Below are 14460 nucleotides of genomic sequence, written 5' to 3'. Positions count from 1 at the left end.
GGGAGGCTGATGAACAAGGCTGCGCGTCTGGGAGGAGCGGATTTCATGCGCGCCGTCGCATGCCTGATGGTGCTTGTCCACCATCTCGTGCTGCGAATGAATTTCTACAAGATCCCTCCGGGCCTGGACCAGACCTTCGTACTGGCGCGCTTCGGCAATCATGGCGTCGCGGTCTTCTTCGTGCTCAGCGGCTTTCTTCTCGCGCGCCCCTTCTGGCTGGCTCTGGATAAAGCCCAGCCGCTGCCGTCGCTGAAGATTTACGCGATGCGCCGCGCCGCGCGCATTCTTCCGGGCTTCTGGGTCGCCCTGACGGTCGGCTTCGTGATCAGCTTTACGATCTATGGCTTTCCGCTCGATGCGGAGCTCATCGGTCGCTATATCTCCGGCTTTTTCCTGATGAGCCAATGGCATTGGCGCACCTTCTTCCCTGTACAGGGGGACGGCCCGTTATGGTCGATCCCCTTCGAGACGACCTGCTATGTGCTGTTGCCGATCAGCTTCCTGCTGCTGTTCAGTGCCAAGCTCACATCGCGCTCCGCATTCGCCAGCCGCCTCCTCTGGATCGGCATCATTGCAGCCGCACTGCTCGTGCATTGGCTTGTTGTCACCTATCTCCCGACGGATAGCGCCGGCCGGGGATGGCAGTATGGCTTCCAAGGCGGCGCAAAGGAATGGATGCCGCGCTACAACCCCATCGGCTTCTTCGCGATATTTGCGATCGGCGCACTGGCGGCCGGAATCCAGACCATTGTCCCCGCCCGCCGTTCGGCAATCTACGATATCATCGGCGCGCTTGCGATCATCATGGGCGCATGGCAGCTACCGCAGTCGATCGGCGGCCCGGGAGAAGGCTATGCCTGGCTCGGTATTCCCTATCAATTCCCGCTGCTTCCGCTGGCGGTCGCCATCGCTCTTTGCACGCTGCCGCAATCGTTGTTGCTGGCAAAGCTGCTCGACAACCGCCTCAGCCGCTATGTCGCGACCGTCTCCTTCGGCGTTTACATCTGGCAGGATATCGTACTGACACTGATGCCGCAGCTCTTCCCCTCGTCCTTCGGCTCAGGCTCGGACGACGTGCTGGGCGGCTGGATAATCTCAAGCCTGATCGCAACCACCATCATCTTCGCCATCGGCACGCTAAGCTATGTGCTGCTGGAACGCCCCGCTATCCACTGGGCACGGACACGGGAAAACAGGGCCACGCGACCCGCCACTACGTGACGGGTCGGGACAGAATATCATCGCGGCTCGGAAGTGGCCTCAGATACGCGTCGTCTTCAACCGCCCTTCGTCGAGAACGATACCGAGGCCGGGCGCAGACCCAAGATCCAGCCAGCCCGCTTCGTGCTTCAGCGGCGATGCCATCGGATAGTCGCGCCGGGCTTCGCTCCACTCCGGATTGTCATAGGGATATTCGAGCCAGGAGGCATCGGCGACGCCGGCGGTCAGGTGCGCATTGGCGAGAACTCCGATACCATTCGTCCAGGAATGCGGCGTGAACTGCACGCCGGCCTCACGCGCCTGATAGGCCAGACGCCGGCACCCGGTGATGCCGCCGACGAGAGCGACGTCAGGCTGAATGACATCGAAAGCACGTTCTTCGATGATGTCACGGAACTCGTATAGTTCGCGCGTCATCTCGCCGCCGACGATCCGGACGGAGGTTGCCTGCTTCAATTCCTTCATGCCCTTGCGGTCGGAACGATGCAGCGGCTCTTCCATCCAGTAGACGCCGAGCCGTTCCAGCTCTCTCGCCACCGTCAGCGCATCCTTGAAAGTCCAGGAGAGCGTCGTATCCCAGGGCATGCGCCAACCCTGGTTGCAGTCGACCATCAACTCCAGCCGGTCGCCGACGCGAGCGCGGATCGCTTCCAGCGCCTTGACGTCTTCGCGCCAGCCTCCACGGCCGCCCGATGACGAGGAGAAGCGCACCTTCATCGCCGGAAAGCCTTCTTCGATATAGCGCTCCGCCTGAGCCGCCATCGCGGCGGGTTCCCGCAGCACGCCGGAAGACGCATAGAGCCGCACGCGGCTGGCGCGGCCGCCGAGCATCCGCCAGACCGGCTCGCCGGTGATCTTGCCCGAGAGGTCCCAGAGCGCCAGATCCATCGGCCAGCAGCGGCCGTAGTGGAAATTGATATGCGAGAGCACTTCGTAGTGACGCTCAAGGTGGCGGGGATCCTGGCCGATGAACAGATCCTCATGGCCCTCGAAGCCCTTCATCAGATCACCGGAGCCGATGCCTTCGCGGCCCTCGTCATCCCTGACGCGCACGATGGTCGCATCGAAATGCTTGCGCGGGCGGCCGTCCCAGCTTGCCTTGAACTCCGGATCAAGCGGCAGGCGATGATGGGTAATCTCAATGGAAACGATCTTGCTCATGGTGGCTCCCTCTCCCCAAGCATGATCCCGAAAGGCGTGACGCCGCCTCGGGATCATGTTGATTTTTATGTCTTAGCCGAATTGCTGCCAGATGGTCTTGTAGTCGCAATATTTATCGATCGCATGCACCGAACGGTCACGCCCGAAACCGGATTGCTTGAAGCCGCCGAAAGGTGTGGCGAAATTCGACATATCATAAGTGTTGATCCACACCGTGCCCGCATGAATCGATTCGGACAGCCGATGCGCCCGATCCATATCCTTTGTGAATACGGCGCCGGCAAGCCCGTAAATCGTGTCGTTGGCGATCCTGAGCGCTTCCTCCTCGGTATCGAAGGGAATGGCGGCAAGCACGGGGCCGAAGATTTCCTGCCGCGCCAGGCTCATGTCGTTTGTCATGTCGACGAACACACCCGGCGAAACATAATAGCCGCCGGTTTCGCTGAGCACACGTTCGGCTCCGAAAGCACGGCGTGCACCTTCCTTCTCGCCGGCGGCGATCATCGCCAGTACCTTGTTCATATGCTCTTCCTCGATCAGCGCGCCGATCTGCGCCGAAGGGTCAAGCGGATGCTTGAGTGCGATATCGGAGCGGGTTACCGCCTCGATCTTCTCGATCAACTTGTCCTGCACGGAGCGCTGGACGATCAGCCGTGTCGAGGCATGGCAGGTCTCGCCGGAATTGTAGAAGCAGCCCCAGGCAGCAGCCACGGCGGCCGCATCGAGATCGGCATCTTCGAACACGACGAGCGGCGACTTGCCGCCAAGCTCCAGCGCCACGCGCTTGACGTTCGATTGCGCTGCATAGCCCATGATCAGCTTGCCGACCTCGGTCGAGCCGGTGAAGGCGATCATGTCGACATCCATATGCAGCGCCAACGGCTTGCCGGTCTCTTCGCCATAGCCCGTCACGACGTTAAAGACGCCGGCGGGCAGACCAGCTTCGAAACCCAATTCGGCAAGACGGATCGCCGAAAGCGAGGATTGCTCGGCCGGCTTCAGCACGACGGAATTGCCCGCAGCGATCGACGGGCCGAGCTTCCAGGCATCGATGATCATCGGATAGTTCCAGGGCGTGATCGCACCGATGACGCCAAGCGGCACCTTGCGCACCAAGGCGCGGGCGTTCGGGCCTGTAGGTGCGACCTCGTCATACATCTTGTCGATCATCTCGGCATAAAATTGGATGCCGTCGGCGCAGAGGCGCACATCGACACCAAGCGACGCCATGACCGGTTTGCCGACGTCAATGGTTTCGAGCATGGCAAGCTCATCGCCATGGGCGCGGATCAACTCGGCCCATTTCAGCATGATCTTCTTCTTTTCCAGCGGCTCCTTCTTGCGCCAGACACCGCTCTCAAAGGCGGCGCGAGCGGAAGCAACGGCGGCGTCGATATCAGCGGCATTACCGCGCGCGAGCTGTGCGCCCGGCTTGCCATCCATCGGGCGGATGCGGGTGAAGGTCTCGCCGGAAGAAGCGGCGTGATGAGCGCCATCGATGAAATGACGTCCCTCAGGCTTCAAGCCGGAAAGAACGTTCTCCCAATAGTCGCGCGTATATTCCTTGGTCATCTCAAATTCCTTTCGGCAGCGCCATGACGGCGGCCGCAAAGCGGTCGATATCGGCATCCGTGACATCGCGGATGGTCGAGCGCCGCATGGGCTGGTTTTCGGTGGCGCGCATTTCGCGGGCAAGGTCACTGGCATCGAATGGCTTGAAGGCAGCGGGCAGCGAACGCGTGATGCCGCAGCGATCCATCCAGTCGGAGACGAAGGCAGGAAGCTCAGCAGCGCTCTCGACGCCGCATGCCTTGGCTGCGGCATTGAGATCAGCCGTATCCGCTTCGACCAGCCAGGCAAGCGTTGCCTCGAAGCCGAGCGCCGTTGCAAGACCATGATGGACCGGGCCGAGGCCCGCGAGAGCATGGCTGACATTGTGCGCGATCGCCGTACCGCAATTGTCGATGGCAATGCCGCCGAAGCAGGAGCCAAGCAGCACGTCGCCGCGAGCCGCGATATTATCCGGCTGCTTGACCGCGGTTTCCAGAGAGCCGGTCAGCAGCCGCAGCGCCTGGTGCGCGTAGAACTGCGCGCCGCGATGGGTGTTGCGGTTCGTTGCCGCTTCAAAAGCATGGATGAAGGCATCGAGACCGCACCATGCCGTGAGATTGGCGGGCAAGGTCTTCGTCAGCGCCGGATCGAGAATGACGAGATCGGCCTTCGTTTCCGGTCCCCAGATCCAGAGCTTCTTGCCCTCTGGCCCGGCGAAGATATTCGTCGCCGAAGTTTCGGAACCCGTACCGGCCGTTGTCGGTATCATGATCTTCTTGAGCGGATTTTTCGGCAGCGGATTGGCCGCCAGCGCATAGTACATCGGATCTTCACCCGAGGCGATGCAACAGGCGACGATCTTGCCGATGTCAAGCGCCGAACCACCGCCGACGCCGATGACCATATCCGCGCCTTGCCCCAAGGCAATAGCAGCATGCAGGTGCGCAAGCTTCGGCTCACCTACGAAATCCGAAAAGACCTGCGTCTTGACACCGGCTTCCGCGAGCTCGGCGCTGATCTTGGCGGCAAGACCCGACTGCGCCAGGAAGGCGTCGATGACGAGCAGGGCGGAGCCAACGCCATCGAACGACTTGACCGCAGCGGGGAGACCGGAAAGGGCGCCCTCGCCGAAACGAATGTCTGGGATGGCGGAAATGGAAAAGGACACGAGGGATCCCCTGATAAATGCTGATGATATGATGCCGTGATCCTGCATCACAATTTCAGATCTTCAAATCCGGGCAATTATCGGGAATATTGATGATCTGAAGTTATGGAGGGCCCATGCTCGAGAAAATACCCCTGGAAGCCTTTCGCGTGTTCGACGCCGCGGCACGCGCGATGAACTTTTCCCGCGCCGGTCGCGAGCTGAACATCACACAGGCAGCCGTCAGTCGCCGCATCAAGGGGCTTGAGGATCATCTCGGCGCGGCGCTCTTCACCCGCCGCGGCCGAAACCTGGCGCTGACGCCGGAGGGAGAGCGGCTGTTCCAGCGCGTACGTGCCACGCTGGAATATCTCGAAGAGAGCCTTGAGCCATTCCGCGCCGGTACGGGCGAGATCATCTCGATTGCGGCCAGCGGTTCGATCTCGCATCTCTGGCTCGGGCAGCGGCTGAGGGACTTCGGCAAGGAAAGCCCGGGGATCTCCGTGCGCCTGCTGACGACAGACGTCCACTCCGAGCTCGCTTCCGAGAACCACGACCTCATCATCATCTATTCCACCGGCGAGCATCCGCGCTGGAGCCTGACACCGCTGCTGAAGGAGGTGCTGGTGCCTGTTGCCTCGCCGGACTACCTGGCAATCCGCCGCCTCGATCCGCAATCCTTGACGGCGGTCGATATCGCTGCGCTCGACCTGATCGATTACGAACGCGCCAACGCCCACTGGATCAGCCTGCGTCAATGGTTCGGCCGCATCGGCGATCCGTTGAAGGGCAAGTTGCCGAGGCCGCGGCTTTCCTTTTCAACCTACATCATGGCGGTGGAGGCGGCGCTGAGAGGCGAAGGTATAGCGCTCGGCAGTCTCGGCCTCATCGAAGAGTATCTGCAAACCGGCGCGCTCGTCACCGTCGGCAATGACAGCGTCGAGAGCGGCTTCGGATACTACCTTGGCGCACCGCGCTTTCGTTCGCTTTCTCCGGAAGCCCTGCAGCTGCACCGGTTCCTGCTGCAGGGGCAGCAGGCCTGATGGGATTTTGGGGCGGAGTATCCGCCCTGCCTTCCTCGCAAGAAGTCGGAGACTCGAAGGGGCTACAGTCGCCCACCATCCGCCCTCGTGGTTCGAGGCTTCGGCCCCTTCGACAAGCTCAGGAGCCTGCGCACCTCACCATGAGGGCTACGTTCGCGCAAGACCGCCCATCGAACCGACCTCATGCGATAGCCACTGGCCCCATGCTAAGGCGCGCGCCCCATCCTCACCCTGAGGTGCGAGGCTGCAAGCCGAAGCCTCGAAGGGCGAGGATGGCCCGGACGTTCCAACAAAACAAAAAAGCGGCCCATAGGACCGCTTTCGTCTCAATCACTGCATCCAGACTGGATCAATCCTGCGGGATAGAGCCGCGCAGATGCGAGAGTTCCATGATGAAATGCTCGAGACGCGACTTGTGCTCGTGATGCTCGGCATCCTCAAGCTCGGCCTTCGCGGCATTGATGCGGCGCTCCAGCTCGTCGCGGCTCATGTCTTCCACCGGAACGGCCGATTCAGCAAGCAGAGTGCAGCCGGTCGGCAGGATATCGGCAAAGCCGCCGAATACGACATAATCCTGCTTCTTGCCGGAAGCGGAATGCACCCGCACGACGCCCGGCTTGATCGTCGTCATGGTTGGCGCATGATGCGCCATAACGGTCATTTCGCCTTCGGTGGCGGGAATGACGACATCGATAACTTGCTCCGAGAGGAGCAAGCGCTCCGGAGAAACCAGTTCGAAATTGAAATTGTCAGCCATGAACCGTCACTTCTCGATTGTCTTATTCGCAAGGCAAGGGCGCGCGGGCAATGCCGCGCGCCGATGGATTGGCCTTATCAGGCAGCCAGCTTCTTGGCCTTTTCGATCGCTTCGTCGATCGAGCCGACCATGTAGAAAGCAGCTTCCGGCAGGTGATCGTACTCGCCGTTGACCAGGCCCTTGAAGCCCTTGATCGTGTCTTCGAGAGCAACCAGCTTGCCCGGCGAACCGGTGAAGGCTTCAGCAACGAAGAACGGCTGCGACAGGAAGCGCTCGATCTTGCGAGCACGGGCAACGGCCAGCTTGTCCTCTTCGGACAGTTCGTCCATGCCGAGGATGGCGATGATGTCCTGGAGAGCCTTGTAGCGCTGCAGGGTCGACTGGACCTTACGAGCGATTTCATAGTGCTCTTCGCCGACGACCATCGGGTCGAGCATGCGCGAGGTGGAGTCGAGCGGGTCGACAGCCGGGTAGATACCCTTTTCAGCAATCGAACGCGACAGAACCGTCGTTGCGTCCAAGTGGGCGAACGAGGTCGCCGGTGCCGGGTCGGTCAAGTCGTCGGCCGGAACGTAAATGGCCTGAACAGAGGTGATCGAGCCCTTGGTCGTCGTGGTGATGCGTTCCTGCATCTGGCCCATGTCGGTAGCGAGCGTCGGCTGATAACCCACGGCCGAAGGAATACGGCCGAGCAGAGCCGACACTTCCGAACCTGCCTGGGTGAAGCGGAAGATGTTGTCGACGAAGAACAGAACGTCCTGACCTTCATCGCGGAAGTTTTCAGCAACGGTCAGACCGGTCAGAGCGACGCGAGCACGGGCGCCCGGCGGTTCGTTCATCTGGCCATAGACGAGCGCAGCCTTGGAGCCTTCGCCGCCGCCATGCTTGTTGACGCCGGATTCGATCATTTCGTGGTAAAGGTCGTTGCCTTCGCGGGTACGCTCACCCACGCCTGCGAACACCGAGTAGCCACCGTGCGCCTTGGCGACGTTGTTGATCAGTTCCATGATGAGAACGGTCTTGCCGACGCCGGCGCCGCCGAACAGGCCGATCTTGCCGCCCTTTGCGTAAGGGGCGAGCAGGTCGACGACCTTGATGCCGGTGACCAGGATCTGGCCTTCGGTGGACTGCTCGACGTAGGACGGAGCGTCCTGGTGGATGGCGCGCTTGTGAGCGGTTACCAGCGGGCCGGCTTCGTCCACGGGCTCGCCGATGACGTTCATGATACGACCGAGCGTTTCATGACCGACCGGAACCGAGATCGGTGCGCCGGTATCGGAAACGGGCTGGCCACGAACCAGACCTTCGGTGGAGTCCATGGCGATCGTGCGGACCGAGTTTTCGCCGAGGTGCTGCGCGACTTCCAGAACAAGGCGGCTGCCATTGTTGCTGGTTTCGAGAGCATTCAGGATCTTCGGCAGATCGCCATCGAAATGAACGTCGACGACGGCACCGATAACCTGCGTAACCTTGCCGACCGAACCTGCGGCCTGAGCTGCGTCAGCCATAATCTTACCCTCTTTTTCTAGCCTCAGAGCGCTTCCGCGCCCGAAATGATTTCAATCAATTCCTTGGTGATCTGCGCCTGACGCTGACGGTTGTAGTTCAGCGTCAGCTTGTTGATCATCTCACCAGCATTGCGCGTCGCATTGTCCATCGCGCTCATCTTGGCGCCCATTTCACCAGCGACATTCTCAAGGAGTGCGCGGAAAATCTGGACGGAGATGTTGCGCGGGATCAGATCCTCGAGGATCGAAGCCGCATCCGGCTCGTATTCGTAGACGGCGCCCTTGTGAGCGGCGTCTTCTTCGACAACGGCGGGAGCCGAAGCCGGGATCAGCTGCAATCCGGTCGGCACCTGGCTGATAACCGACTTGAATTCGGAATAGAACAGCGTGCAGACGTCAAACTCGCCGGCTTCGAACATCTCGATGATGCGCTTGCCGATGGCATCGGCGTTTTCATAGCCGATACGCTTGACGTCGCGCAGTTCTTTGCGCTCGACGATCAGAGAAGCATACTCACGACGGAGAATGTCGTAGCCCTTCTTGCCAACCGTGAAGATCTTCACGGTCTTGCCTTCGGCCAGCAGCTTGCGAACGTGATCGCGGGCAAAGCGCGCGATCTGCGAGTTGAAACCGCCGCAAAGGCCGCGTTCGGCTGTGCAGACCACAAGCAGATGCACATCGCTCTTGCCGGTGCCGGTCATCAACAGAGGCGCACCGTCAGCTTCGCTGACAGCAGCCGTGATGTTGGCAAGAACGGCGCCCATGCGCTGCGAATACGGCCGTGCGGCCTCAGCCGCCTCCTGGGCACGCCGAAGCTTCGCCGCGGCGACCATTTTCATCGCCTTGGTGATCTTCTGCGTCGCCTTGACGGAGGCGATCCGGTTTTTCAGATCCTTAAGTGAAGGCATCCGGTATCCGTCCTAGAAGTGAGGTCCGATCAGGCGAAAGACTTGGCGTAGCTGTCGAGAGCAGCGGTGAGCTTGCTCTTGGTCGCGTCGCTGATAGCCTTTTCGGTACGGATCGTGTCGAGGATCTCCTTGCCTTCCGAACGGAGGTAGGACAGCAGACCCTGCTCGAACTTGCCGACCTGCGGAACGGCGATCTTGTCGAGGTAGCCGTTGACGCCGGCGAAGATCACCGCAACCTGCTCTTCCGTCTTCAGCGGCGAGAACTGCGGCTGCTTCAGGAGCTCGGTCAGGCGGGCACCGCGGTTCAGCAGGCGCTGCGTTGCAGCGTCGAGGTCCGAGCCGAACTGAGCGAAGGCGGCCATTTCGCGATACTGCGAAAGTTCACCCTTGATCGAGCCGGCAACCTGCTTCATCGCCTTGATCTGCGCCGACGAACCGACGCGCGAAACCGACAGACCGACGTTAACGGCCGGACGAATGCCCTGGTAGAACAGGTCGGTTTCGAGGAAGATCTGGCCATCGGTGATCGAGATCACGTTGGTCGGAATGAAGGCCGAAACGTCGTTGCCCTGCGTTTCGATGACCGGAAGAGCGGTCAGCGAACCGGCGCCCAATTCGTCGTTCATCTTCGCAGCACGCTCAAGGAGACGTGAATGCAGGTAGAAAACGTCTCCCGGATAAGCTTCGCGGCCCGGCGGACGGCGCAGCAGCAGCGACATCTGACGGTAGGAAACGGCCTGCTTCGACAGGTCGTCATAACCGATCAGCGCGTGCTGAGCATTGTCGCGGAAATATTCGCCCATGGCGCAACCGGCAAACGGAGCCAGGAACTGCATCGGGGCCGGATCGGACGCCGTAGCGGCGACGATGATCGAGTACTTCAGCGCACCGCGCTCTTCGAGCACCTTGACGAACTGGGCAACGGTCGAACGCTTCTGGCCGACGGCGACGTAGACGCAGTACAGCTTTTCGCTGTCCGGGCCAGATTCGTGGATGGCCTTCTGGTTCAGGATCGTGTCGAGAAGAATGGCGGTCTTGCCGGTCTGGCGGTCGCCGATGACGAGCTCGCGCTGGCCGCGGCCAACCGGGATCAGGGCGTCGATGGCCTTGAGGCCGGTCGACATTGGCTCATGGACCGACTTGCGCGGAATGATGCCCGGAGCCTTCACGTCGACGCGCGAACGGCGGGTCGCGTTGATCGGGCCCTTGCCGTCGATCGGGTTGCCGAGAGCATCGACAACGCGGCCGAGAAGTTCCGGACCAACCGGAACGTCAACGATCGCGCCGGTGCGCTTGACGGTGTCGCCTTCCTTGATGTCGCGGTCGGATCCGAAGATGACCACGCCGACATTGTCGGCTTCAAGGTTCAGCGCCATGCCGCGAATGCCGCCTGGGAACTCGACCATTTCGCCGGCCTGGACGTTATCCAGACCGTAGACGCGGGCGATACCGTCACCGACGGAAAGAACCTGGCCAACTTCGGAGACTTCAGCTTCCTTGCCGAAGTTTTTGATCTGATCTTTCAGAATTGCGGAAATTTCCGCGGCGCGGATATCCATCAGCCGACCTCTTTCAATGCAAGCTTAAGAGTGGAGAGTTTGGTGCGAAGGGACGTATCGATCTGACGCGAACCGACCTTGACGATCAGGCCGCCGAGGATCGACGGATCGACGGTAACGGCGATCGTTACGTCTTTTCCGGTGACGCCCTTCAGCGCCGCCTTCAGTTCATCTTCCTGCGCCTTAGTCAGCGCATGCGCCGAGGTAATCTCGGCGGAAATTTCGCCACGATGCTGCGCGGCGATAATGCGGAAAGCCTTGATCATGCCCGGCAGCGCAAAAAGGCGCCGGTTCTTGGCAACAAGCTTCAGAAAATTGGTAACGAACGCGCCGAAGCCTGCCTTTTCAGCCAGCGACTGAATAGCGCCGACCTGCTCCTCGGCCGAAAAGACCGGGCTGAGGACGAAACGCTTCAGATCTTCGCTGTCGTCAAGCATGGCTTGGAACCGATCGAGATCGGCGGTCACTGCCGGGACTGCACCCTCCTCAAGGGCCAACTCGAACAATGACGAGGCATATCGTTCTGAAACACCAGAAATATGCTGGGATGTGTCTGCCACGGGCACAAATTTCCCTGATTTCAACCCAAGAACTCGACTTCCGGGTGACGGAAGCCATATACCCTTGAATTCGTTTTGATTTCCCCCAGAAATCAGCAGGAGTGCGTTCCTGCCTCATCCGAAATTCGGGGTTCGTCTAACATAGGATATTGAGACTCGCAACACGCGTATCCACGGAATACGCCATTCGGGTGAAATTATGATGGCAAAAATCGAAAAGCGTGGGGATAGCGTGGACGAATATGGGCCGGACGCGCCGCTTTTCAGCTCAAATATAGCCCAATCCATAAAGAAGAGGTAGCGCCGCCAGAATCGCCTGCACAACCAGAAGGAGAAGACTGAGGAGCACGCCTCCCCGATCCGACATGAGCGCCAGGATGCGGCCAAAGGCCGAAACGCCGAAGGAGGCGCCAAGCGCCAGATAGATCATCGGCTGTGCGAGCAGGATCGCCACAAGTCCGAAGCCGACAAGGAAGCCGCCCGCCGAACGCGCCTCGCCATAGGCCTCCGGCCGTCCCTCGCGCACCTGGAGTTTGAGGAAGCGATAGGTGTAGCCTGGCGCGAACATCATGAAGAGGCCGATCAGCGCCGTAAACGCCGCCGAGCAAAAGGCAAGCTGCTCGCCGAATTCGGTTGGAAAATAGAACTCCATAGGTCGTCCCCAAAAGATCGGTCGGTGCGCAAATCAGGTCAATGAGACGGCCGACTTATGGCATGATCCGGCCAATCAGGGAAAGGCGTTGCCACAATATCAGTGGGGTCAATCACAGAAAGCTCTGTGGATCGATGTCGAGCTGCACCTGCACCGAGCCACGCTCCCTGGGCGATTGCGCCAACATGGCCCGAAGAAACCCCTGCATGTCCGAATTGCGCCGGCCGTGCACCAGCAGTCGGAACCGGTGGCGGCCGCGCACCAGGGCAAGCGGGGCTTCGGCCGGCCCGAGCACCGAGATGCCTGATACTTGCGGCGCGGCGTTGCGCATGCCGCGCGCATGGGTCTCGGCATCCTGCCGGGTTTCGGCCGAAACGATGATCGAGGCGAGCCTGCCAAAGGGCGGCAGCATCGCCCTCTCCCGCTCGGTAATCTCGCGATCGTAGAAGGCGGCCGCGTCACCGGAGACGATCGCCTGCATGACGGGATGCTGCGGCTGATAGGTCTGTAGCAATCCATGGCTCTTCAGCCCGGTTCGCCCCGCACGCCCCGTCACCTGCGATAAAAGCTGGAACGTCCGCTCGGCGGCGCGCGGATCGCCATTGGCAAGGCCGAGATCGGCATCGACGATACCGACCAGCGTCATCAGCGGGAAATTGTGGCCCTTGGCAACCAGCTGCGTGCCGATGACGATATCCGCTTCGCCCTTGGCGATGGCCTCAAGCTCCAGCCGCAACCGCTTGACCCCGCCCATGATGTCGGACGAGAGCATGATCGTCCGCGCCTCGGGGAAGTGACGCTCCACCTCCTCCGCGATGCGCTCGACGCCCGGCCCGCAGGCGACGAGATGATCAAGCGTGCCGCATTCGGGGCAGGCTTCCGGCGTGCGCTCGGCATAGCCGCACTGATGGCACTGGATCTGGCCGCGAAACCGGTGTTCCACCAGCCAGCTCGAGCATTGCGGGCATTGGAAGCGATGGCCGCAGACCCGGCACAGCGTCAGCGGCGCGTAGCCGCGCCTGTTGAGGAACAGCAACGCCTGCTCGCCCTTGGCAACCGTCTTGCCGATGGCGCGGAGCAGGACAGGCGAGAGGAAACCGCCGCGCTCCGGCGCGTGGCGGCGCATGTCGACCAGGTGCAGATCGGGAAGAGCGGCATCGCCGAAGCGGGTCGGCAAATGAATCGTGGTGTAACGTCCGCTCTGGCCGTTGACCTGGCTTTCGACCGATGGCGTGGCCGAGACCAGCACCACGGGGAAATCGCCGATGCGGCCGCGCACCACAGCCATGTCGCGCGCATTGTAATAGACGCGGTCTTCCTGCTTATAGGCCGGATCATGCTCTTCATCGACGATGATCAGGCCAAGGTCCTCGAAGGGCAGGAACAGGGCCGAACGCGCGCCGGCCACGACCCTGACTTCACCCGTCACGGCCTGCCGCCAGACCTTTTCACGCATCTTCGGTGCAAGATCGGAATGCCATTCCGCCGGTTTGGCACCGAAGCGATCCTGAAAACGCTCCAGAAAACTTGCCGTCAGCGCGATCTCCGGCAGCAGGATCAGCACCTGCTTGCCGCGCCTCAGCGTTTCGGCAATCGCCTCGAAATAGACCTCCGTCTTGCCGGAGCCGGTGACGCCGTCGATCAGTGAAACGGCAAACTCGCCCTTGCGCACATCCACCAATATCTCGTCGGCTGCATCCTTCTGCGGGCCTTCCAGCCGGGAGGGAATGAACTCGGGATCGGGTTTGGCGACGACGGGCGGCGGCGGCAGGAAGATGGTCTCGAAAATACCTTGCGAGATCAGCCCATCGACGACGCTTGTGGAAACGCCGGCCGCATGCGCCAGGCCGATGCGTGTCCATGACAGCCCGTCGGCTGCAGTCTCCATCACCCTCGTGCGCGCCGGCGTCAGCCGCTCCGGCTGCCCGCCGATGAAGCGCAGCCCCTCGACCATCGGTTCTGGATCGAAGGCGGCCGGCGCCCGCAAGGCCATGCGCGCCACCAGCCCCGGCGGCGACAGCGTGTAGGTCGCGACCCAGTCGATGAAATCGCGCATATGCTTGCCGAGCGGCGGGCAATCGAAGACGCGCGTGATGGGCCGAAGCTTCTTCGGATCGACGCCATCATCATCCTCGCCATCCCAGACGACGCCGATGACCTGCCTTGGCCCAAGCGGCACCTGCACGACAGAGCCGGGCTCGACCGCCATCCCCTCAGGCACCGCATAGGAATAGGCCCTCGGCGCCGGCAGCGGCACCAAGACCGGAACCGTGCGGCTCATCACAGGTTTCGCGGGCGCCGCCTCGAAAAGCGCACCAAACAGATCGGAAGAATCTTTACTCATTGCGCCAGACCATGCCCCGGACGGGCTGAAAAGAAAACCCGGGAATCGA

At 61.3% G+C, this 14460-nt stretch carries 12 protein-coding genes; 2 read left to right on the top strand and 10 right to left on the bottom strand.

The window, feature by feature from the left end:
- Positions 1-9: 9 nt before the first annotated feature.
- The gene (locus tag ACQZ6F_RS20860; protein ID WP_449093791.1) at positions 10-1221 is read left to right on the top strand and encodes an acyltransferase family protein; all 1212 of its coding nucleotides are present in this window, start codon (positions 10-12) and stop codon (positions 1219-1221) included.
- 39 nt (positions 1222-1260) lie between these two features.
- Here ACQZ6F_RS20860 and ACQZ6F_RS20855 read toward each other — a convergent pair whose 3' ends face one another.
- The 3 genes from ACQZ6F_RS20855 to ACQZ6F_RS20845 all read right to left on the bottom strand — a co-directional run bounded on the left by ACQZ6F_RS20855 (position 1261) and on the right by ACQZ6F_RS20845 (position 5101).
- Complete coding sequence (locus ACQZ6F_RS20855) at positions 1261-2382, bottom strand: mandelate racemase/muconate lactonizing enzyme family protein (protein WP_449093792.1); 1122 nt, start codon at positions 2380-2382, stop codon at positions 1261-1263.
- A gap of 72 nt (positions 2383-2454) precedes the next feature.
- Entirely contained in the window at positions 2455-3954 is a 1500-nt protein-coding gene (locus ACQZ6F_RS20850) for an aldehyde dehydrogenase (RefSeq protein ID WP_449093793.1), read from the bottom strand.
- A 1-nt stretch (position 3955) separates the two neighbouring features.
- A complete protein-coding gene (locus ACQZ6F_RS20845) occupies positions 3956-5101 on the bottom strand; it encodes an iron-containing alcohol dehydrogenase (protein ID WP_449093794.1) in 1146 nt (381 codons plus the stop codon).
- A gap of 116 nt (positions 5102-5217) precedes the next feature.
- Between ACQZ6F_RS20845 and ACQZ6F_RS20840 the strand changes: the two genes are divergently transcribed.
- A complete protein-coding gene (locus ACQZ6F_RS20840) occupies positions 5218-6123 on the top strand; it encodes a LysR substrate-binding domain-containing protein (RefSeq protein WP_449093795.1) in 906 nt (301 codons plus the stop codon).
- 349 nt (positions 6124-6472) lie between these two features.
- Here ACQZ6F_RS20840 and ACQZ6F_RS20835 read toward each other — a convergent pair whose 3' ends face one another.
- The 7 genes from ACQZ6F_RS20835 to ACQZ6F_RS20805 form a co-directional block, all read right to left on the bottom strand.
- Entirely contained in the window at positions 6473-6880 is a 408-nt protein-coding gene (locus ACQZ6F_RS20835) for a F0F1 ATP synthase subunit epsilon (protein ID WP_068388942.1), read from the bottom strand.
- A 77-nt stretch (positions 6881-6957) separates the two neighbouring features.
- Positions 6958-8388, bottom strand: a complete 1431-nt coding sequence (gene atpD / locus ACQZ6F_RS20830; RefSeq protein ID WP_077471804.1) for a F0F1 ATP synthase subunit beta — start codon at positions 8386-8388, stop codon at positions 6958-6960.
- Between the two features lie 23 nt (positions 8389-8411).
- Positions 8412-9296 (bottom strand): F0F1 ATP synthase subunit gamma, encoded by an 885-nt coding sequence (locus tag ACQZ6F_RS20825; RefSeq protein ID WP_077471805.1) that lies wholly within the window; start codon positions 9294-9296, stop codon positions 8412-8414.
- Between the two features lie 29 nt (positions 9297-9325).
- Complete coding sequence (atpA, locus tag ACQZ6F_RS20820) at positions 9326-10855, bottom strand: F0F1 ATP synthase subunit alpha (RefSeq protein WP_077471806.1); 1530 nt, start codon at positions 10853-10855, stop codon at positions 9326-9328.
- Positions 10855-11421 (bottom strand): F0F1 ATP synthase subunit delta, encoded by a 567-nt coding sequence (locus ACQZ6F_RS20815; protein WP_077471807.1) that lies wholly within the window; start codon positions 11419-11421, stop codon positions 10855-10857. The genes atpA and ACQZ6F_RS20815 overlap by 1 nt, the downstream gene beginning before the upstream one ends.
- A 262-nt stretch (positions 11422-11683) precedes the next feature.
- Positions 11684-12067, bottom strand: a complete 384-nt coding sequence (locus ACQZ6F_RS20810) for an AGROH133_08824 family phage infection protein (RefSeq protein ID WP_077471808.1) — start codon at positions 12065-12067, stop codon at positions 11684-11686.
- Between the two features lie 112 nt (positions 12068-12179).
- Positions 12180-14411: a primosomal protein N' gene (locus ACQZ6F_RS20805; protein ID WP_449093796.1), complete on the bottom strand. Its 2232-nt coding sequence runs from the start codon at positions 14409-14411 to the stop codon at positions 12180-12182.
- Positions 14412-14460 lie beyond the last annotated feature (49 nt).

This window comes from Rhizobium sp. A22-96 (assembly GCF_053521805.1).
This window is presented reverse-complemented; position numbering and strand designations above follow the sequence as displayed.